We start from the raw sequence: 20,689 nt of genomic DNA on the forward strand, positions 1-20,689 counted from the left end.
TAGTTGAGAGGTACAAAATGTCTAATAGCAAATATTTAAAAACAATCATCATCGACAGAGTAAACGGTGATGAAATCACAGAAATTGAAGATGTAACTATTGAAGAAGCGAGACTAAATGTTTACCTCAATGGTGAAAAAATCATATCTATGATGTGTATACCAAAAGATCAAAAGGCTCATGCCATTGGCTTTTTAATGAGCGAAAATGTAATCACTGATATAAGTGATGTTGAATCTATTGAAGTAAGTGAAGACGGTTTAAGAGTTGATATCAAAGCAGCAGTTGATACAGACTCATTACAAAACCTATATAAAGAAAAAACACTAGTAAGCGGTTGTGGTGGAGGGATTACCGGTAATATTGCTGGAAGTCTTGAAATCCCATTTAACCAAACTAATTTTGTGATTAGCTCAAAGACTATCAGCGATGAAGTTAAAAAATTTTACGCCGATAGCGAACTATATAGACTAACAGGTTGTGTTCATAAAGCAATGTTGTTTTTAGAAGATACAAGTGTTGTAACTGCCGAAGATATCGGTAGACACAATGCGATAGATAAAGCTGTAGGCAAGTGTAAGATAGATGGACTTGACACTACAAAAGCTGTTTTATTTGTTAGTGGAAGATTAAGTTCTGAAATGGTTGTAAAAGCTGTTATGCATAGAATACCCATAGTGGTTTCTAGAACTGCTCCGACATACCTTGGAGTGCAAACAGCCAATAAACACGGCATAACTCTTATAGGTTTTGCCAGAGGAAGAAAGATGAACATATATACTCATAGTGGAAGAGTTCATGGATAATATAGCCCAAATTTTAAAGCAATATCTAAGTGAAGCTGGGAAAATCAACTGCTTAGATGCTTTTAAATTGGCTAGAGAATTAAATATACAACCTAAAGAAATAGCTGAGTTTACAAAAAAATACGGTATCAAAATCGATAACTGTGAACTTGGTGTTTTTGGCAGTAATAATTTTGGTGAGCTAAGTGATGATATATATGAAAAACTATCTTCAAAAGCCAACTCTGAAAAAAAACTAGAATGTAGTAGTGCATGGGAGGTAGCTCAAGAATTTTCTTTAAATAAGGTTGGTTCAACTACTAAAAAAAGTGATATCGAAGTTATATATTGTCAACTTGGATGTTTTAGAACAAGGATTCATCATGGTAGTAAAAGTTAAGACCTGGATAGAAGATGACAATGAGCATCTAATCTTTGGTGGAGGTAAAACTCAAATATTAGAACTAATCGATGAAACAGGTTCTATCTCCGAAGCATCTAAGAGAGTCGGTATGAACTATAAAAAAGCTTGGACACATATCAAAATACTTCAAGAGTATATTGAAGATGATTTAGTAATAGTAAAAAAAGGAAGAGATTCCGGCGGAACGTCTCTAACCCCTAAAGCTAAAGAGCTTATAGCCAAGTATAAACTTTTAGAAAAAGAGGTAAGAAACTTCTCAACTAAGAGATTTGAAGAGATTTTTATGGCGGATGGAGAGATTATTCATTGTACAAAGGAGAATCAAAATGTATAAACTAAACTATTTGAATTATCCTGAGGCAAATAATCTAACTATCTCAAATACTTTGAGCATTGAGGCTTTGAGCAGTAATGTTGAGTTTGAAAGTTTGAGTAAAAATTTAACATCGAGATTTAACTTCACTTGCTTACATAGTTTCTCTTTTTCAAAAGAGGGTTTTTTAGCTTTGATGCTAGAACTAAGAGTAGATATTGCAGTGAGTCTTGGTGAGAGTGAAGCAGTGCTTCAAGCAGCCGAGCTTTATGAGTCACTTGGGTTTAAAGTGGTCTATATAAGCCTTATGTCTGATGGAACCATTGATTATGAAGCTATAAAATCTCTAAAGCTAAAGTACTTGTTTATATCATCTTACATCATTGATACTTTTGTAAAAGTTGATTTACAAAAGGTAAAAGAACTCTTTAGTGGCACTCTTATCTCAAATATATCAGCAACACTAGATGCTGATAATTGTGACGTGGCTTATTTTGATGTTTACAAACTTAGCGGTTATTTTACGCACTCTGTATTACTTCATAATAATCTTTTTAAAGAGCAAAATATTGCAAATATAGACACGATAGGTTTAAAACTAATTTTAGATGCTACAAATAAAAACATAGAACAGATTACTTGTAAAAATGAGTTTATCAAAATTCTAGCAGAGACTCTAAAAGAGGACCTAATCTTCTTTGTAGATGCAGATGCAACACTTAATTATGTTGTTCATTTTGGATTAAAAGGTATAAAAGCAAGAGAAGTAATCAGAAACTTAAGTCTGGATAATATTTTTGTTACAAATGGAGAGGGATGCTCTTTAGGTCTTTCACGCCCCTCTAGGATACTCCAAGCTATGGGTTATACGGAGTTGCAAAGCAGACAAGCCCTCTCTTTGTCTTTTTGCAAAAATTTAAGCAGTGATGACATTCTCTATGTGGTATCAAAAATAGGAAAATCATACAGACAGATAAAGGCTTTACATGGATAAGTATTTAAATTTTAAAGATGCTGTATCTTTGTCATTAGATATTGCAGACATTACTAAAATTGAGGAAATAGCTCATATAGAAGATTCTATTGGGAGAGTTTTAGCACAAGATATCTTCTGTATTAAAAACCTGCCCTCTTTTAATAACTCTGCTATGGATGGCTTTGCAATAAAAGCTACAGATGCAGGAAAGAGACTTAAAGTTGTTAAAACAATCCTAGCGGGCGAAAACTCTTATGAGTGCTTGGGAGATAATGAGTGCTATAAGATAATGACTGGGGCTAAAGTTCCGAGCGATGCAGACACTATCATCCCCATAGAAGATGTTTTGTACTACGAAAATAATGAAGTTACAATAAAACAAAATGTTGTCAAAAACTCATCTTTAAGATTTAAAGGTGAAGAAAAAGCAGTTAAAGATTTGTTGTTTAACAAAGGAGAAGTAGTTACATCAGCAATGGTTGCGATACTAGCCTCTCAAGGCATAACTATGCTCTGTTTATACAAGAAGCTAAATATTGCTGTTGTATCTACCGGAAATGAGTTAAAAGAGCCATGGGAAAGTGCAAATGAAAGTGAGATTTATAATTGTAACTCTTATGCAATTATCTCACTCTTAAAAGAAAAAGGCTTTGAAGCAACTTACACAGGTCTTGTACCTGACTCTTTGGAGAAGTCAATAGCGTTTGTAAAAGGTCTTAAGAGTTACGATGTCATTATAACAACCGGTGGCATCTCTATGGGAGATGCAGACTTTATGGCAGAAGCATTTCAAAGTAATGGTTTGGATATAGCTTTTCATGGTGTAAATATAAAACCTGGTCGTCCTATTATGATGGGCAAAATGCAAAACACCTTTGTTATGTGTCTACCTGGAAATCCCTTAACTGCAATGGTAAACATGCATCTATTTGCACTTCCAGTTCTGCATAAGATGCAAGGCTCTTTAAATATCTACCATGATATAGACATCGCTAAGAATATCCAGAATTTTAAAACAAAATCAGGTCGTGTAAATGTTGTGCTTGGTTTTTACAAAAATGCAGAATATAGAGTCACTCAGGAGAATAAATATGGCTCAGGGATGATTACGGTCCTGCACGAGAGTAACTGTATTCTTGTAACAGATGAAGCAACCGCTTCAATAAGAGAGCAAGAAAGCGTTAAGGTAATTAAATTTAATTGTCTTTATACAAAAGATCAAATTGATCTATTCAACTAAGAGGCAAAGAAGATGAATAAAAAAATATTACTAAGTCTAGGACTAAGTATCCTGTTGGCATCTAGCATGTTGGCAAAAGAGAAAATAACGGTATTTCATGCAGGTAGTCTGGCAGTTCCATTTGCAGATATGGAAAAGGCGTTTGAGGCTAAATACCCTCAGTATGATGTACAAAGAGAAGCTAGTGGAAGCAGAGCAGCTGCTAGAAAAATCTCTGAAATCGGTAAAGCTGCTGATGTAATGGCTAGTGCTGATTATAATGTAATAGATAATCTGCTTATTCCAAATCATGCAAAATTCAATGCGCAGTTTGCAACTAATGAGATGGCAATAGCCTACACAGCAAAAGCAAAATATGCTAATGAAATTAATTCACAAAACTGGCCAGAGATTTTTCTAAGAGATGGTGTTAAAGTTGGTCACTCAAATCCAAATATGGACCCATGTGGATATAGATCAATCTTAGTAACAAAACTGGCAGAAAAACACTATAATACTCCAGGTTTTTTTGATAAATTATTTGGTTACGGTGACTCATATAAAGTTGGTGAAGAAGACAGAAATAAAGTAATTGTCAGACCAAAAGAGACAGACCTACTTGGACTTATCGAAGCTAATGCTTACGACTATTTATATATCTATAAATCTGTTGCACAGCAACACGGTCTTAACTATATTACTCTGCCAAAGCAAGTATCTCTAAAAGATGATGAGTTTAAAGAGTTCTATAAAACTGCCTCATTTGACATCAATGGAAAAAAGCCAGGTCAATTCATCACTAAAAAAGGTGGAGCAATGATTTACGGTATCACAGTTGCACAAAATAAAAAATCACCTGCGAACAAAGAAGGTGCAATCAAGTTTGTAAACTTTGTGCTCTCAGATGAAGGTCAAGAGATTATGATTAAAAATGGTCAGGGAGTTATCTCTCCTGCGAAAATTTCTGGAGATGCTTCCATAATAGGAAAGTAATAAAGAATGGACTACTTAAAAATACAAGACCTAACAAGTAACACAGGTAATTTTTTGCTTAAGAACATAAACCTAGATATACAAAATAATGAGTATTTTGTTCTCCTTGGTCAAAGTGGAAGCGGAAAGACCATGTTACTAGAGACGATTGCCGGACTAAATCCATGTAGTGGAAATATAATTTATAAAGGTAATGACATCTCTTTAGTGCCAACTGAGAAGAGAGACATAGGTTTTGTATATCAGGACTTTGCACTATTTCCTAATCTAAATGTGCAAGAGAATATCAGATTTTCATCAAAATATAAAAAGATAGAAGATGCAGATGAGCTATTTAAAGATATCGTAGACTTTTTAAAGCTGGAAAATCTCCTTGGGCGTGGAACTCAGGACTTAAGTGGTGGAGAAAAGCAACGAGTAGCAATAGCTAGAGCTATATTTTCAAGACCTAAGATTCTACTTTTGGATGAGCCCCTAAGTGCAATTGATCCAACTTTTAGAAATGCGATTATGAAGAGCTTAAAAGACATTCACAGAAGATATGACGTTATCACTATTCATGTAACGCATAACTTTAGAGAGGCTTCTTACCTAGCTGATAAAATCGCAATTATAATGAATGGTGAGATAAAACAAGTCGGAGCAGCAAAAGATGTTTTAAACCATCCTGCAAATATAGAAGTAGCAAAGTTTTTAGGTTTTAAAAATATTTTTCCTGCAACAATGATTGGCTATGAACCTTCATCAAAAGTTTATTCAGTTGATCCAAATGTTATCAGAATATCTAACAATAAAGATATGAAAACTGACTACATTTTTGAAGGAGTAGTTGATGAGTGCATGGGAATAGTTGATCATTATAAACTTTTTGTAAAAGTTAAACAATATCAATTTTTTATAAAAATTTTAAAAAGAGATTATGAGGGATGTTATGCAGATAGAACGAAGGTAATACAAATAGGGTTTGATAAAAAAGACATCAGTTTTATATAAGTTGTTAAGCAGAAATGCTTAAGAGAAATAAAAAAATAAAATGGAAATAACATGAAAAAAAAATTAACTAAAATCAGTCTCTTAGCGAGTGCTTTATTAATGTCAACAAGTCTGTATGCAGAGAGTGAACTACCAAAACATGCACTCAAAACAAACTATCAAAAAGTTTACAATAATACACCTAAAACAGTTGATAGTTTTGCAAATATGTTTAAAGAAGGGGAATTTTATGGAGCACTTCGCTCAAACACATTTTACTATGTGTGGGAAAAAGAGAGTAATTCACAAAAGACACATGCAGTAAGTGGTCTAGGAGGTTCACTAGTTTATAAAAGTGCTACTCTAAACAATTTTGATTTTTCAGTAGGACTTTACTATTCTCAAGGATTTTTTGATGAGAGTAGTGATCCTGTAAGCAGCTTAAAAGCTGGAGTAGACGTTGTAAGCAGATATAATTATGCTAATACAGGAAGTAAATCTATGGGTGTTTTAGGCGAAGCTTTTGTTCGTTACCAAGGGGTCCCTAAAACAGAAGTAATCTTAGGTCGTCAAAAGGTTGAGACATTCTATACTAAATCAAATGACACTAAAATGATTCCAAATACATTTGACGGTGTAGTTGCTACAACGAAAACTATAGACAATACATCTATAAAACTAGGATATTTAGCAAAACAAAAACTACGTAACCATACTGAGTCACACTCTGTTCTTATGTATGATAATTCAGATTCTGCTAACTATTCTCAATGGAATGGAAATGATGATTCAGCAATGCATAAAGGTCTTTCATATACTAATCTAAAAGATGCCGGTGCTAGTACTGACGCACCACTAATTGTAGGCGATGTAAATAATAAGTCTATAAAAAATTTAAAACTAGATACATCTTTTTATGTAGTACCGGAACTTTTATCTGAAATAATGGCTGAGGCTAACTATAAAATAGATATGGGTAACTTTTCCTTATCACCGGGTATGCGTTATATCAAACAGATTGACCACGGTGCAGGTAAAATAGGTGGAGCAGCTTATAGTGGAGATTTGGCTGGTTTAAGTGGAGCAAGCGGTGGATATAATAATGCGGATTCACTGGAGTCTCAAATGATAGCAGCACGTTTAGTATCTACTTTTAGCGTTTTCAAACTAAACCTTGCTTACTCACAAGTTTTTGATGAAGCTGACTTAATCACTCCATGGCGTGGATTCCCAACATCTGGATACACTCGTTCAATGGCACGTTACAACTGGAAGGCAAATACTAAAAGTTACCGTATAGAGTTAGTCCGTAATGCAAACAAAAAAGGTATCTATAAAGATTTATTTATTCAGATGTCAATCTTGCATACAGATGCGGATGAAAATAAAGGTAATTATGATGAAAACTATTACTATATAGGATTTGTACAAAATATTCCTTCTTTAGTTGATTTACAATGGCGTCTTAGACTTGGATACAACGATACAAAGAAGGTAGATGCAGATAGCTTAGATGCACGTTTTGAGATTAACTACCTATTTTAATCTAAAGAGAGAAAAGGCGATATAATGAAAGCGATAAACAAAAGTAATATATTTAACATAACATTAATAGTTTTAGCTTTAATTATAGTCTTTTTTCTTAGTGCTCCTATAATAAAAATATTTATAGGTGTAGGAAGTGAAAAACTACTTGAGACTATAAAAGATGGTGAAGCAATTGATTCTATAATCCTTACTATGAAAGTATCTGCATGGGCAATGGTTTTTGTACTTTTTACAGGATTACCTCTTGCTTATGTAATAGCAAGATATGATTTTTATGGAAAAAGCTTAGTTGAATCACTAATTGATATTCCTGTAATGATACCTCACACCGCCGCAGGCATCGCTCTTCTTACAACTTTTGGAGATACTCAAATAGGTGAGTTTTTTAAATTTTTCGGCATTGAATTTATAGGTACTGAGTATGGAATCATGATAGCTATGATGTTCCTATCAGCTCCATTTTTAATAAACAGTGCAAAAGACGGATTTAGAAAAGTAGATGTAAAACTTGAAAAAACTGCAAGAACATTAGGAGCTTCTCCTATTAATGTATTTTTTAGAATTACAATCCCTAATGCAAAAAAAGACATAATAAACGGTTCTCTAATGATGTGGAGCAGAGGTCTTGGCGAGTTTGGTGCAATAGTGATTTTAGTTTATCATCCTATGACTACACCTGTTCTTATCTTTGATAGATTTAACAGTTATGGCCTTAGTTACAGTGCTCCATTAGCAGCAGTAATCATAGGTTTTAGCATGTTTGTATTTTTAGTAGTTAGGTTTATTACAAATCGTTTGTAGAAAAAGAGAGTTCAATCCTCGATATGAGGATTGAGTAAGAAATTAAATTCTTGCGTAATTAACACTCAAACAAGCGTCTAATGAAGCTAACTCTTCAAGAGTTTTTTCATCTACTGCATTATCTACTAAGATAACAGCTAAAGCTTCTGCATCTTTGTTTCTTGCAAGTGAGAAATCAGAAATATTAACATTGTTTTTAGCTAGTGTAGAACCTATACTTCCAATAACACCAGGAACATCACTGTTTTTAAACAGAATCATATCACCTTTAAGAGCTACTTCAATATCAAAGCCATCTATTGCAACAATACGTTTAAGACCATCGTCAAAAATTGTTGCACTAATTGTAGTTGTACCTTCTGAAGTTGTAAGTTTTACAGTAATAAGGTTTTTAAACACAGAAGAATCACTAAGAGCTTGAGATTCAATTTTAATACCTTTTTCTTTAGCTACAAACTCAGCATTAACATAGTTAATAGTATCACTTGAACTTTCACTCATAGCACCAACTGCAACAAAAGTAGATAAAGATTCAACATACTCAGCAATGTCCCCTTGACCACTAACTTTTATAGCTACAATTTGAGATTGATTAATCTGTGAAGCTAAGAAACCAATCTTTTGACCCATTTCTAAAAATGGTTTTACAAATGATGGTATTTTACTCTCATCTATTGGTAAGTTCATAGCGTGTGCAAAAGAGATACCTTTAGCAGCTTCAATAGCATTTCCAGCTGCTTGAGTACCTATGTTATATTGAGATTCATAAGTATTTGCACCTAAATGCGGAGATACCACAATGTTATCTAAATCTAAAAGTGGGTTGTCCGTAGCCGGTTCTTTGTTGAATACATCAATACCAGCAAAGCGAATTTTTTTAGATTTAAGACCATTAAAAAGCGCTTCTTCATTATAAAGACCACCTCTAGCACAGTTAATTAGAACCACACCATCTTTCATCTTAGCAATTTCAGCTTCATCAATCATATTTAAAGTTTCTTGATTTTTAGGAGTGTGAATAGTAATAATGTCACAAGCTAATATATCAGCAAAATTTTTAGTATAAATCATATCAAGATCAGTAACTTTTGATGGGTGAATGTAAGGGTCGTAAGCGACAATATCCATCTCAAAAGATTGAGCACGTTTAGCTACACGAGAACCGATATTACCAAAACCGATAACACCTAGTTTCTTACCTTTCATCTCATATCCATACCATTTTTCTCTTTTCCAGATTCTTTGGTTTTTAAGATGATCATGAGAGTATGGAAACATTCTCATACATGAAAGCATATGAGCCATTGTAAGTTCAACTGCAGCTATTGTGTTTGCAGTTGGAACATTCATTACAATGATACCTTCTTTAGAACATCCATGAATATCTACATTATCAACACCAACACCTGCTCTAACAATAGCTTTCATATTAGTTGCATGTTTAATGAAGTTTTCATCAACATCAGTTGAACTTCTTGTGATTGCTACATCAGCAGTAGGGATGATTTTTTCAACTAGTTCTGTCTTATCAACATCAGCTGCCATTATAAAATTAATATTTTCATCATTACGAAGCATCTCTAAACCAGCTTCGTGAATATGGTCACAAACTACAATTGTATGTTTTTTACGAGTCGGCATTTAGCGCCTCCCTGCATTGAATTTTAATTCTTATCATTATGTCAATCCTCTTTATACAGCTTTACTTTGGCTGAAATTTGATAATTTTTCAAGACTCTAACTAAAGAGTTTAATTTTTCAATATTTTTTGAATAGATAAGCAATTCTACACTGCTTTTATCTCTTTTGAGATAATATCTTAATTTATGTTGTTTTAACTCTTCTTTTAGACAGAATAGTTGATATGGATCTAAAAGAGAGGCGGATAGTTTATAAATAGTGTTACTAGTTATTTTCTCAACTAAATCAATTTCTATGTAAGCTTCATTAACAGGATAAAAATACCCTAGTCTCTCAGTTTTAGAAAAATGATTTAACCAGACTTCTTTAGATTTTTTTTGAACTACTTCACTCTTATGTTCAATTGGTTCAATATAATCAAGTTTTTGTGAAGGATTTATTGAAATTAAAAAGAAGATAATAAAAATGGCAACTCCAAGTGCTAGGACTGGAGTAAACCACTTTAATATTTTTTGCATCTTATTGGAATTTATCTTTTATCAGATCGCCTAGAGAGTTCGATGAGTTATCATTAATCTCTTCTAGAAGTGCTTGATTTTTAATATAGTCTAGTTTTTTTACAGATAAACGAATACGATCTCTACGAGTATCTATAACAGCAATAGCAGCTTCAATTTCTTGACCAACTTCTAACTCTTCTTTTACTAAAGGAGCTAAATCTTCATCACGAATAAGTGCATCAACACCATCTTCTAAAGAAACAAATACACCAAAATCTTTGATATCACGGATAGTTCCGGTTACAACAGAGTTTACTTTGTGAGAAGTTGCAAATTTATCTATTGGGCTCTCTAAAAGAGTTTTACGGTTTAGTGATATTTTTTGATCTTCAGCATTTATTTTAGCAATCTTAACTTCAACTTCTTCGCCTGATTTTAAAACATCTTTACATTTAATGTTTTTATCCCAAGAGATATCTTGATTATGTAATAAACCTTCAACTGAACCAACACGTACAAACGCACCGAAGTCAGTAAGAGATGTAACTGTACCAGTTACTACATCACCTTCGTTGTAGTTTCTAACGAACTCATCAAATGGTTTTGGTAAAAGTCTTTTTAATGAAACACGGAGTTTGTGAGTTTTAGGATTGATTTCAATAACTTCAACATCAATATCTTCACCAACAGTTAAATAATCGTTAGGATTTTTAACGTTTTTGTTCCAAGTGATCTCTGAAATATGTAAGAAACCTTCAATATCATTTCCAAGATCAACAAATACACCGTAAGCTTCAATATTTGAAACAGTTACAGTAATTGTATCACCTTCATCTAATTCACTTTCCACTTCTGCCCATGGATCTGGTTGAACAGCTTTTATTGAAAGAGAAAGATGTCTTTTATCTTTATCATAAGAGATAGCTTTAACAGTTACAACATCACCCTCTTTGTAAAGTTTTGATGGGTTAACTGGACCCTTATAGCTAATCTCATTATAGTGAACTAGACCATCAACACCACCAACATCTACAAACATCCCGTAGCTAGTGATTTTTTTGATTGTACCTTCTACAATGATATCATCTTCCATTAATTTGTCGATGATTTCTTTCTTTTTCTTTCTCTCTTCGTTAAACAGTTTACGACGAGAAACTACAATTGAGTTCTCTGCAGGATCTACTTTAACAACTTGAGCTTTGATTTTGCGACCAACAACATCATCGCCATCTTTAAAAGCAGCTAAAGAACGTGGCATAAAGAAAGAAACATCATCAGCTTCTACTACGTATCCACCACGATTTTTCTTAGTGATGATACCTTCAATTATTACTTCTTCAAAGTCTTCTTTGTGTAGTTCAATAAAGTCAATAGTTTTTTGTTGCTCTAAAACTTTCTTGTAAGAGATTTTAGGACGCTCATTGTAGTATCCCATAACCATTACTTTAATCTTATCGCCAGTACTAAACATTAACTCACCGTCTTCACCACGGATTTCATCAAGGTTTACAATACCTTCTAGCTTATCGCCAACACCAACTAATGCTCTATTCTCGTCTGCTTGAATCTCAACAATCTCACCCTCTACGATGCGACTTGATTCCTGCTGCTTTTCTGTTGCAGCAAACATCTCTGCAAAATTCTCTTCTTCTTCAAATGATTCGTTATCGAACGCCATTACCTATCCTCTTGTTACATAAAAATTGCGTGATTATATCTAAATAATGTTGATTTTAGCATTAATTTATAAAGAGAAGTAGCGAATGCTTATAAAAAAGTTATTTATTAACATTCTTTTGGATAGAGTTGACTACATTTTGAATAATCCATTTAAAAGATTATATAGTTTTAGTAAGCTTATCACTTTATATAACTTAATTTAGGATTATCTTTTTTCTTTTAAAAATTATAAACAATCGAGAGCAAATTTACGCTTTGTTGTTATCATGTCCATTTTTTTGACTATCGGAAATACCAGCTGTCATAATAAATCTAATAGAATCTTCGATACTCATATCAAGAGGCATAAGATTTTTTCTAGGAATCAACAAACTATATCCACCAATTTGATAACTCATCTGCAAGTAAACCAACACGGGTTCTTCCATATCAAGATTATCAAAATTATTAAATTCTTCTTGAGTAATTAAGCCAATAATTTTTGCTTCCATTGCAGGTATGTCCACCAAAACAGTTATCTTATCTTTTTTATTTTTCATATTAGAGAAAAAGTTATAAAAATCTTTCATGCCCCCAAAAATACTGCCAATAATTGGCATTTTTACTATTGTTTTATCAATAAAGATTCTAAATTTTTGCACAACCCAAAGCTTTAAAAGAATCCCCATAAAATAAACAAAAATAAACCCTACCGCAATGCCTAAGCCCGGTATATAGTACGCTTCTGGAAGCATAAGAAGTAGAAACTGTTTAAAAAATGTTTCCGTTTTTTCTAAAATCCAAATAACAATATAAAAAGCCAAAGCCGTAGGAAGTATAAGACCTAAGCCATTAAAAAATGTTTTCACTCTAATTTCCTCTTTTTCTTTAGTAATATATGAAAATAATTGTATCATAATTGACATTGAGAAACCCCTAAAAATTCAAATAAAAAACTATTAAGCTTTATTTATGTTTAAAACCGTTACAGTATAGTTTACTTAAATATGAAAGGAGTTAGATGTGATTAATTTGGCAATTACTTTTTTGATTATTGCAATCATAGCTGGTGTATTAGGACTTTCAGGAATCGCGGGTACAGCAACAAGCATTGCATGGATATTGTTTGTAGTTGGATTAATAGTGTCAGTATTCCTTTGGATTACTGGACGTCGAAGACTATAAATAACTTAAAAGGAAAATAAATGAAAAGTAAAATATTAATAGGGGCATTGCTAGTAGCATTTATACTTGTGATAACAGGATGTGAAGAAAAAGGACCAGCAGAAAAGGCTGGAGAAAAGATTGATAAATTAATAAGGGGAGTGCAATAAACTCCCCTGAAACTATCTCAATTCTAAATAACTTTTGGGGTTTAAATAGACAATATAAAGTTATTTATTAACATTCTTTTGGATAGAGTTGACTACATTTTGAATAATCCAATCAGGAGTAGATGCACCTGCACTTATTCCGCAAAATGTTTTATCATTAAACCAATCATAATCTAAATCATTTTCATCTTCTATATGGTAACTACTTTGACAATAATCATCTGAGATGCTAAAGAGTTGTTTTGTATTTGATGAGTTTTTCCCACCTATAATAATCATAATATCAGCTTTTTTAGAAATTTTTCTAACAGCTTCTTGATTTTCAAAAGTTGCGTTACAAATAGTGTTAAAAACCCTTACCTCTTTATGTCTTGGTATAAGATAGTTAGCTACTTCCATATAATCTTCAACTTTTCTGGTTGTTTGAGCAACTAAAGCTATTCTCTCTTTTAGTTTTAAGTCTTCTAAATCCTTAGGACAGGTGACAACTGTCGCCCCGTAAGTAGCGTAACTTTTAACACCTTTTATCTCAGGATGAGCTTCATCACCGAAAATAATTATGTCATAACCAGCTTCACTCATCTCCTGACAAATTTGCTGTGGTTTTGTTACATATGGGCATGTTGCATCTACAACATTAACACTATTATCTTTTAGCTCTTGAAGTTCATTTTTTGGGATACCATGAGTACGGATTACCGCTTTATCTCCAGAATTAAAACTTTTATGGTCATCTGTAAGACCAACTTTAAAATCTTTTTCAAGTCGAGCGATTTCTTTAGAGTTATGAATAAGAGGACCGTAAGTAGAAGCATTTTTATTCTCTTCTGCTATTTTAATAGCTCTCTTAACTCCAAAACAAAATCCGTAATTCTCAGCAAGTTCAATGTGCATAATATCTGTCTCCTTCACTAAAGCTACGCCTATCGGCTATGATTTTTTTATTCTTTCATCAATATCAAGTTCAATACTAGTAATTTTTTGCAATAGTTCAAAAAAGTTTGGAAATGATGTATTTATACACTCTAAATCAGTTACAGTCATCCCGCATCTAAGACCGGCAATAATAAAACTCATAGCTATTCTATGATCTCCATCACTATCTACAGTAGCACTCTTTAGCTCACCACCAACAACTCTGTATCCATCTTTGTATTCGTGAACTTCAATGCCTGCAGTGCGAAGACCTTCTACAACGGTAGAGATTCTATCACTTTCTTTTACACGAAGTTCCTCAGCATTTTTAACAATAGACTCACCTCTAGCACATGCAAATGCAATTGAGAGAGCTGGTAGTTCATCTATAAGCCATGAAATATTGTCTTCAACAGTAATTCCGTGAAGAGGAGCATACTTAACATGAATATCTCCGATAGGCTCATACCTGTTGTCAGTTAACTCATAACTGATATCTGCACCCATTCTCTCTAAGGCTTTAAACGCTTCTATACGCGTAGGATTAAGAGTTACACCCTCTAAAATAATGTCAGAATCTGGCGTAATAGCCGCTGCAACCGCAAAGAAAAATGCACTTGAGGGGTCAGCGGGAACTCTAATAGTAAGAGGAGAAAGAAGTTCTTTCATAGGATTTATTGTAGTTTTAAGACCATCTACAACTATATCAGCACCCATACCTTTTAACATTCTCTCAGTATGATCACGAGATAGTTCCGGTTCAGTATAAGAACAAGTTCCATCAGCTCTTAGAGCTGCTAATATCATACATGATTTTACTTGAGCAGATGCTATGCGGCTCTCATAATCAAATGCTTTAAGAGATGCTCCACGGATACTAAGCGGTGCTAGGTTAGAATCTTCTCTTCCATCTATAACTGCACCTATTTCACGAAGAGGGTTTGTAACACGTTTCATTGGTCTTTTACGCAGGTATTTATCACCAGTTAAAACAAAGTGTCCATTAGCTGAACTAAGTAAGCCGCAGAAAAGTCTCATACCAGTTCCGGAGTTACCACAATCTAATATTTCAAACGGCTCTTTTATACCATCAGAAGATATTTTTATAGTCTCTCCATCATCTTCAACTGTAGCTCCCAGATTTTTTACAATCTCTAAAGAGTTTAGTGTATCTTCTGCTCTTAAAAAGTTACTAATTTCACTAGTTCCTGAGCCAAGCATTGCAAACATAGCACAACGATGCGAGATAGATTTATCTGGAGCTATTTTCTCTAGCTTCAATGAAAACTTATTTGCTTTACTTACCTTTACACTGCTCATCTCAGTCCGATTCCCAGTTCACTGCCAAGTGCTTTTAAAATTGCATCCATAGATGAAGTTATATCTTCTTCTTCGAGTGTTTTATCATTTGATTGAAGCATAAAACGAATAGAGAGACTCATGTTTTCACCCAATGACTCATCACTATATCTGTCAACCGGATAAAATCTTATAAGTTCTTCACTTGCGTGTGTTTCTATTACATTCTTGACTTTTTCATAGCTCATCTCTTTAGGCATTATAATACTTAAATCTCTAAAAGAAGCTTGATATTTTGATGATTTTTTTGCAATCTTAAGTTCGTATGGAAGCTTAGGAAAATCAAGTTCACATATAAAAGTTGCATCTAGTCCATAACTATCTTCAACAGTTGGATGAACACGAAACAGTTCTCCGATTACCTCACCTTTTTGCAATATTTCTGCACTTTGATATAGATGTGAAAGTCTATGTTTTGTCTCATATTGACGAAGTTCAAACTCTCCAATAATATCAGAAATTTTCTGCGTAAAAAAAGCAAAATCAATTTTTTGCGGTTTTCCGGCATTTGCAAGACTCTCTTTGTGAGCATCTCCACTAAAAAGCATAGACATTTTCAGTGACTCTTCTCTTTTAGAGTTAAATACAGAACCAATTTCAAAAAGTCTAACTGAAGATAGACCATTTTTAATATTTTGTGAAGCTGCTTTTAATAGTCCAGTCATCAAAGTTGTTCTTAGCGTATCAAAAGTATTTGTAATTGGGTTTAAAAGCTCTAGCTTTTCATCTAGTGTCTCAAATCCATATCTATCAAGAACTTTTTTCTCATCAAAAACAAAAGCGATAGCCTCAAAAAAGCCACTTTGAGCCGCTTTATGTCTATATACACTTCTTTTTTTATATGCAAAATAGTCATCTTCAAGTCTTGAAGCTTCTGTAAAAATAAAAGGTTTCGAAGGTATATTGTCAATTCCGACAAGACGAACAATCTCTTCAACAATATCTTGTTTATTAGAGATATCATGACGGAATCTAGGCACAGAAATTACAAAATTTTCTGCTGATGATTTAGTTGTACCAAACCCAAGATTTCTTAAAATCTTAGTTATTCTAATCTTATCTATCTTGGCACCGATAATATCATCAATTTCTTGTTTTGTAATGGTTACAATTTTATTTTCATAAGAGTCACAAAGCTCAATGGTACCACCAAAAACAGATGACGAGGAATTTGACTCTATCAGATTCAAACAGAAGTCAAGACCTTGGTTTAGTTCAGGTTCACTCCCTCTTGAAGTTCTATAGTACATTGGACCAGAGTCTATTTTACTTTCTTGCATTCTTTTAGAGATGATATCTGGTGGAATATAGCTAGCTTCTATAAGAACAGTTCCTTCATCATAAGTCACTTTAGATATATCTTCTTGAATTATTCCAACTGTTGAAGCTTTAACCGTTGACATTATAGATGCATAACCATTTTCATCGTTTTTAAGTTCAACTTTTGCCATAGTTTCATTTTCTGCGCAGAAAAAACCATAATTATATGCTCTTAAAATTACACCGCTACTATGAGTTACATAAAGCATTAACGACTCTATGTCTGTTTCTCTAGAGTCTTCTATCTGTGCTAATCTTAGTTTTACAATAAAAGGAAGATTCAAGTCTTTTAAATCAACTGCTCTATAGCGAAGATTCACATCTAGCCCATTTTCATAAGAAAGACTTAATATACGCCCTATCCCAACTCTTCTGTCTTCATCTTCATTGATGTTGGTTTCTCTAATAGGTCTATCATATGCAGCACTTAAATCTCTTGCAACACCTCTAATACTTAGACAATCACCACGATTTGCAGTTAATTCTATCTCTATTAAATCATCACTGAGTGTAGCAAGAGTAGAGACTTCTTGACCAAGTTCATACTTACCGAGGCTACTATCTAACTCAATGATTCCACTTTGACAATCTTCAAGACCAATTTCACCTGCAGAACAGATCATTCCCTCAGACTCAACACCACGAAGTTTTACAGGCTTGATAACTGTATCATTTGGCATTACAGCACCGATTGTAGCAACTACAACATCGAGTCCTTCTCTAACATTTGAAGCACCACAAACAATCTGACGAATACTTGTTCCGATATCCACTTTACAAACGTTTAATTTATCTGCATCTGGATGTTTTTCACACTCTAAAACTTTACCTACGATTATCTTTTTAGGAATCTCATAACTATGAATACGATCTACTTCTAAACCTATGGTATTGAATGTTTTTGCTAAATCATCTGTAGATATACCATCTAAATCAATCCATTCATTTAGCCAACTTCTAGTAACTATCATTGAAACTGCTCCAACAACTTAATATCTCCCTCAAATAGTGAACGAAGATCTCCAATATGATGAATCAACATTGCCATTCTTTCAACTCCTAAACCAAATGCGTATCCGCTAACATTTTCATACTTAACAGCTTTAAAAACATTTGAATCAACTATACCACATCCTAATATCTCTATCCATCCAGTTTTAGAACATACTCTACAGCCCTCACCTTTACAAAAAACACATGAGATATCTACCTCAGAGGAAGGTTCTGTGAAAGGGAAGAAAGAAGGGCGAAAACGCACTTCTACATCACCAAACATATACTTCAAAAAATCTTCCATTATATATTTCAAATTTGCAAAAGAGACTTTACCTTCTTCATCAACTAGAAGTCCTTCCACTTGATGAAACATAGGTGTATGAGTTATGTCATAATCACGACGAAATACGGCACCTGGAGCTATCATACGAATTGGTGGTTTTTGACTCATCATAGTTCTTATTTGAACAGGAGAAGTATGAGTACGAAGTAGCATCTCATCTTTAAAGTAAAATGTATCTTGCATATCTCTTGCCGGATGATATTTTGGTAGGTTTAGTGCTTCAAAATTATTAAAATCATCTTCTACCATATTTCCAGTTTTAACAGCAAAATTCATAGCAGAAAAATACTCTACTATTCTATCCATTGTCTCCATAACTGGATGTAATGCACCGGCTTCAGAGCCAACACTAAACATCGAAACATCAATAGCTTCAGCTTTCATAGATTTTTGTAACTCTATAGTTTGCAGGGTTATTCTTCTGGCTGAAAGCTCATTCATCAATGAACTCTTATGTGTGTTTAAATCTTGTGCTATTTTCGATTTTTCTTCATTTGGTGCTGTTTTCATCTTAGCAAACTCTGCTGCAAGAACACCTTTTTTTCCAAAAACACAAATGCGAATCTCTTCAAGATTTTCTACACTCTGCGCTTCTTTTATTTTGTCATACCACTCTTTCAATAGAGTCTCCATAATTGCGAGGCTTCACCCTCTTAAATTTTAAAATAGATTATAGTCAAATATAATTTATATATAGCTTCATTTATCATTTTATATGCTATAATTTACCTATAAACCTCAATATAAAAGGAAAAAAAATGTGTTTATTTTGTAAAATTGTAAATAAAGAGATACCCTCAAATATTATTCTAGAAGATGATAATTTCATCGCATTTCATGATATCAACCCAAAAGCTCCACTTCATATATTAGCAATACCGAAAATCCATGTAGATAGTTTTAATGATGTAAGTGCGGAGATGATGTCAAACATGACAGTGTTCATACAAAAGATTGTACAAGAAGTTAAAATAGAAGAAAGTGGATATAGAATTATAACAAATATTGGAGATAACGGAGGACAAGAGGTTAAGCATTTACACTTTCATGTGTTAGGTGGAGCCAAACTAAAATGGGGTCACTTTAGTGATGCAGATCCTAAAGGTCACTTCTAAAAAATGTTAAAAAAACTACTACTTATTATATGTGTTGCCTCTATGCTTATAGCGCAAAGTGCTCAAGATTTTAAGAACCAGCAGATGCAAGGTTTCAATAAAGAAAAAAAACAGTTTGGCATCTATAAAAAGAGTCAAGAAGAAGAGTTTGACACCTACCAAAAAGAACAGAACAAAGCTTACAAAGCTTATAAAAAAGAGATTGGTGTTTTTTGGGATGAGCCAAAAATATCTACTAAGAAAAAATGGGTCTCTTACACAGAAGATAAAAAAACAAGAACAGATGTAGATTTTTCTAAAGAGACTATAACTATAGAGACTATAGCTTCATCGCCCCAAGAAGCAAAACAAAAACTTCAGGTGGCACTTGCAAAAGTTGTAACAGTAGATACAAAAACAGTTCAAGAAACAGACCCTTTAGAAAAAAGACTATCAAAGATAAAGAAGCCCATTGGCGTTGTTGGTGGAGAAGTTAAAGCAGAACCAATTTTATCTACTATAGTCTTTAAAAATCCACCCACACAAGCAAGCGTAAATGCTTATGTAAACAAGTATGTAAAATATGACAAGATTAAAGCCAAAAAATCAACAAAAATAAAACATGCAAAAATCTATTCGCTCAACGTAGCACTTCCTAAAGACACAATGATTAAAAGATCAAAAATATACTACGAAGAAGTGAAAAAGAATGCAAAACTTCAAAGACTTCCAATGTCCTTAGTTTTTGCTGTTATGCACACTGAGAGTAGTTTCAATCCAAGAGCAAGATCTCATATACCTGCATATGGACTTATGCAGATCGTACCAAGAACAGCAGGTATAGATACTTATAAATTTCTATACAAAAAGAAAAGACTTGTCTCTGGAAGTTATCTTTACAACAGTTCAAATAATATAAAAATGGGTACTGCATATCTGCATATACTTTACTACAAATATTTAAAAGATATAAAAAATCAAGACACTAAACTATTTTGTACAATAGCCGCTTATAATACTGGTGCGGGAAACATAGCATGGGCTTTTACAAGAAATTATAATATGAAAAAGGCGGCACCACTTATAAATAAAAAGTCACCTAAAGAAGTTTATAATAAGCTTTTGAGAGATTTAAGATATGAAGAGCCAAAGCACTATTTAAAAAGAGTCTCACAAAGAATGAGTTCTTATTATAGGCTATATGGCAGTTAAATTATTTATAGGATAAACTCTAAAAAACACTTTTAGAGTTTTCTCCCCATTCTCTTTTTTGCATAGAATATGAAAGCTCATACGCTATTATAATCAATACTCCTGTTGCTACTAAAACCGTTGCCATTTCTAACATAATATGCTCCTTTACATCTTATTTTTTATATTCTATATTATAAAATTAATAAATGTAAAAAAAATGGCATTTTGTCATAGAATTTATATTCTATTCGATCATATTTGAATTTTTTTGCAACAACACAAGTACAGAAAATATAAGTACTA

At 33.1% G+C, this 20,689-nt stretch carries 21 protein-coding genes; 13 read left to right on the forward strand and 8 right to left on the reverse strand.

Features of this window, described 5'->3' with window-relative positions; all coding sequences use genetic code 11:
• Positions 1–17 precede the first annotated feature (17 nt).
• Genes fdhD through ACLHDE_RS08670 form a run of 9 tightly spaced genes read left to right on the forward strand, consistent with a single transcriptional unit; the run spans position 18 to position 8,031 of the window.
• A complete protein-coding gene (gene fdhD / locus ACLHDE_RS08630; protein ID WP_415396019.1) occupies positions 18–806 on the forward strand; it encodes a formate dehydrogenase accessory sulfurtransferase FdhD in 789 nt (262 codons plus the stop codon).
• Positions 799–1,185: a ModE family transcriptional regulator gene (locus tag ACLHDE_RS08635; RefSeq protein WP_415396020.1), complete on the forward strand. Its 387-nt coding sequence runs from the start codon at positions 799–801 to the stop codon at positions 1,183–1,185. The genes fdhD and ACLHDE_RS08635 overlap by 8 nt, the downstream gene beginning before the upstream one ends.
• Positions 1,169–1,543 (forward strand): winged helix-turn-helix domain-containing protein, encoded by a 375-nt coding sequence (locus tag ACLHDE_RS08640; RefSeq protein WP_415396021.1) that lies wholly within the window; start codon positions 1,169–1,171, stop codon positions 1,541–1,543. The genes ACLHDE_RS08635 and ACLHDE_RS08640 overlap by 17 nt, the downstream gene beginning before the upstream one ends.
• Positions 1,536–2,516 (forward strand): cysteine desulfurase, encoded by a 981-nt coding sequence (locus ACLHDE_RS08645; protein WP_415396022.1) that lies wholly within the window; start codon positions 1,536–1,538, stop codon positions 2,514–2,516. The genes ACLHDE_RS08640 and ACLHDE_RS08645 overlap by 8 nt, the downstream gene beginning before the upstream one ends.
• Positions 2,509–3,738 carry a molybdopterin molybdotransferase MoeA gene (locus tag ACLHDE_RS08650; RefSeq protein ID WP_415396023.1) on the forward strand — a complete coding sequence of 410 codons (1,230 nt, stop codon included), beginning with the start codon at positions 2,509–2,511 and terminating at the stop codon, positions 3,736–3,738. The genes ACLHDE_RS08645 and ACLHDE_RS08650 overlap by 8 nt, the downstream gene beginning before the upstream one ends.
• A gap of 12 nt (positions 3,739–3,750) precedes the next feature.
• A complete protein-coding gene (gene wtpA, locus ACLHDE_RS08655; protein ID WP_415396024.1) occupies positions 3,751–4,710 on the forward strand; it encodes a tungstate ABC transporter substrate-binding protein WtpA in 960 nt (319 codons plus the stop codon).
• A 6-nt stretch (positions 4,711–4,716) separates the two neighbouring features.
• The gene (locus ACLHDE_RS08660) at positions 4,717–5,703 is read left to right on the forward strand and encodes an ATP-binding cassette domain-containing protein (protein WP_415396025.1); all 987 of its coding nucleotides are present in this window, start codon (positions 4,717–4,719) and stop codon (positions 5,701–5,703) included.
• A gap of 51 nt (positions 5,704–5,754) precedes the next feature.
• Positions 5,755–7,227 (forward strand): OprD family outer membrane porin, encoded by a 1,473-nt coding sequence (locus ACLHDE_RS08665; RefSeq protein WP_415396026.1) that lies wholly within the window; start codon positions 5,755–5,757, stop codon positions 7,225–7,227.
• Between the two features lie 24 nt (positions 7,228–7,251).
• Complete coding sequence (locus ACLHDE_RS08670) at positions 7,252–8,031, forward strand: ABC transporter permease (protein WP_415396027.1); 780 nt, start codon at positions 7,252–7,254, stop codon at positions 8,029–8,031.
• 42 nt (positions 8,032–8,073) lie between these two features.
• On the opposite strand, the gene serA is transcribed toward ACLHDE_RS08670, so the two are convergent.
• The 4 genes from serA to ACLHDE_RS08690 all read right to left on the reverse strand — a co-directional run bounded on the left by serA (position 8,074) and on the right by ACLHDE_RS08690 (position 12,757).
• Positions 8,074–9,672: a phosphoglycerate dehydrogenase gene (gene serA / locus ACLHDE_RS08675; protein WP_415396028.1), complete on the reverse strand. Its 1,599-nt coding sequence runs from the start codon at positions 9,670–9,672 to the stop codon at positions 8,074–8,076.
• Between the two features lie 41 nt (positions 9,673–9,713).
• Positions 9,714–10,190, reverse strand: a complete 477-nt coding sequence (locus ACLHDE_RS08680) for a hypothetical protein (protein ID WP_415396029.1) — start codon at positions 10,188–10,190, stop codon at positions 9,714–9,716.
• Between the two features lies 1 nt (position 10,191).
• Positions 10,192–11,850 (reverse strand): 30S ribosomal protein S1, encoded by a 1,659-nt coding sequence (locus tag ACLHDE_RS08685; protein ID WP_415396030.1) that lies wholly within the window; start codon positions 11,848–11,850, stop codon positions 10,192–10,194.
• A 250-nt stretch (positions 11,851–12,100) separates the two neighbouring features.
• Positions 12,101–12,757 (reverse strand): DUF502 domain-containing protein, encoded by a 657-nt coding sequence (locus ACLHDE_RS08690; RefSeq protein WP_415396031.1) that lies wholly within the window; start codon positions 12,755–12,757, stop codon positions 12,101–12,103.
• 97 nt (positions 12,758–12,854) lie between these two features.
• Here ACLHDE_RS08690 and ACLHDE_RS08695 point away from each other — a divergent pair, with 97 nt between their 5' ends.
• Together ACLHDE_RS08695 and ACLHDE_RS08700 are read left to right on the forward strand one after the other, a co-directional pair.
• Positions 12,855–13,016 (forward strand): DUF1328 domain-containing protein, encoded by a 162-nt coding sequence (locus ACLHDE_RS08695; protein ID WP_415396032.1) that lies wholly within the window; start codon positions 12,855–12,857, stop codon positions 13,014–13,016.
• A 20-nt stretch (positions 13,017–13,036) separates the two neighbouring features.
• A complete protein-coding gene (locus ACLHDE_RS08700) occupies positions 13,037–13,165 on the forward strand; it encodes a hypothetical protein (RefSeq protein WP_415396033.1) in 129 nt (42 codons plus the stop codon).
• A gap of 60 nt (positions 13,166–13,225) precedes the next feature.
• Here ACLHDE_RS08700 and ACLHDE_RS08705 read toward each other — a convergent pair whose 3' ends face one another.
• From ACLHDE_RS08705 to pheS, 4 genes are read right to left on the reverse strand one after another with little or no spacing between them, the layout of a single operon-like run.
• The gene (locus tag ACLHDE_RS08705; protein WP_415396034.1) at positions 13,226–14,059 is read right to left on the reverse strand and encodes a 4-hydroxy-3-methylbut-2-enyl diphosphate reductase; all 834 of its coding nucleotides are present in this window, start codon (positions 14,057–14,059) and stop codon (positions 13,226–13,228) included.
• 36 nt (positions 14,060–14,095) lie between these two features.
• Positions 14,096–15,400: a 3-phosphoshikimate 1-carboxyvinyltransferase gene (gene aroA, locus ACLHDE_RS08710; RefSeq protein WP_415396035.1), complete on the reverse strand. Its 1,305-nt coding sequence runs from the start codon at positions 15,398–15,400 to the stop codon at positions 14,096–14,098.
• Positions 15,397–17,730, reverse strand: coding sequence for a phenylalanine--tRNA ligase subunit beta (gene pheT, locus ACLHDE_RS08715; protein WP_415396036.1), 2,334 nt, complete (start codon positions 17,728–17,730; stop codon positions 15,397–15,399). The genes aroA and pheT overlap by 4 nt, the downstream gene beginning before the upstream one ends.
• Complete coding sequence (gene pheS / locus ACLHDE_RS08720) at positions 17,727–18,731, reverse strand: phenylalanine--tRNA ligase subunit alpha (protein ID WP_415396037.1); 1,005 nt, start codon at positions 18,729–18,731, stop codon at positions 17,727–17,729. Before pheS ends, pheT begins: the two co-directional genes overlap by 4 nt.
• Before the next feature lie 125 nt (positions 18,732–18,856).
• On the opposite strand from pheS, the gene ACLHDE_RS08725 reads away from it, so the two are divergent.
• Together ACLHDE_RS08725 and ACLHDE_RS08730 are read left to right on the forward strand one after the other, a co-directional pair.
• Positions 18,857–19,213 (forward strand): histidine triad nucleotide-binding protein, encoded by a 357-nt coding sequence (locus ACLHDE_RS08725; protein ID WP_415396038.1) that lies wholly within the window; start codon positions 18,857–18,859, stop codon positions 19,211–19,213.
• Positions 19,214–19,216: 3 nt separating this feature from the next.
• A complete protein-coding gene (locus ACLHDE_RS08730) occupies positions 19,217–20,404 on the forward strand; it encodes a murein transglycosylase domain-containing protein (protein ID WP_415396039.1) in 1,188 nt (395 codons plus the stop codon).
• Positions 20,405–20,689: the final 285 nt, after the last annotated feature.

The sequence above is a fragment of the Sulfurimonas iocasae genome (assembly GCF_047716755.1).
Taxonomy (GTDB): domain Bacteria; phylum Campylobacterota; class Campylobacteria; order Campylobacterales; family Sulfurimonadaceae; genus Sulfurimonas.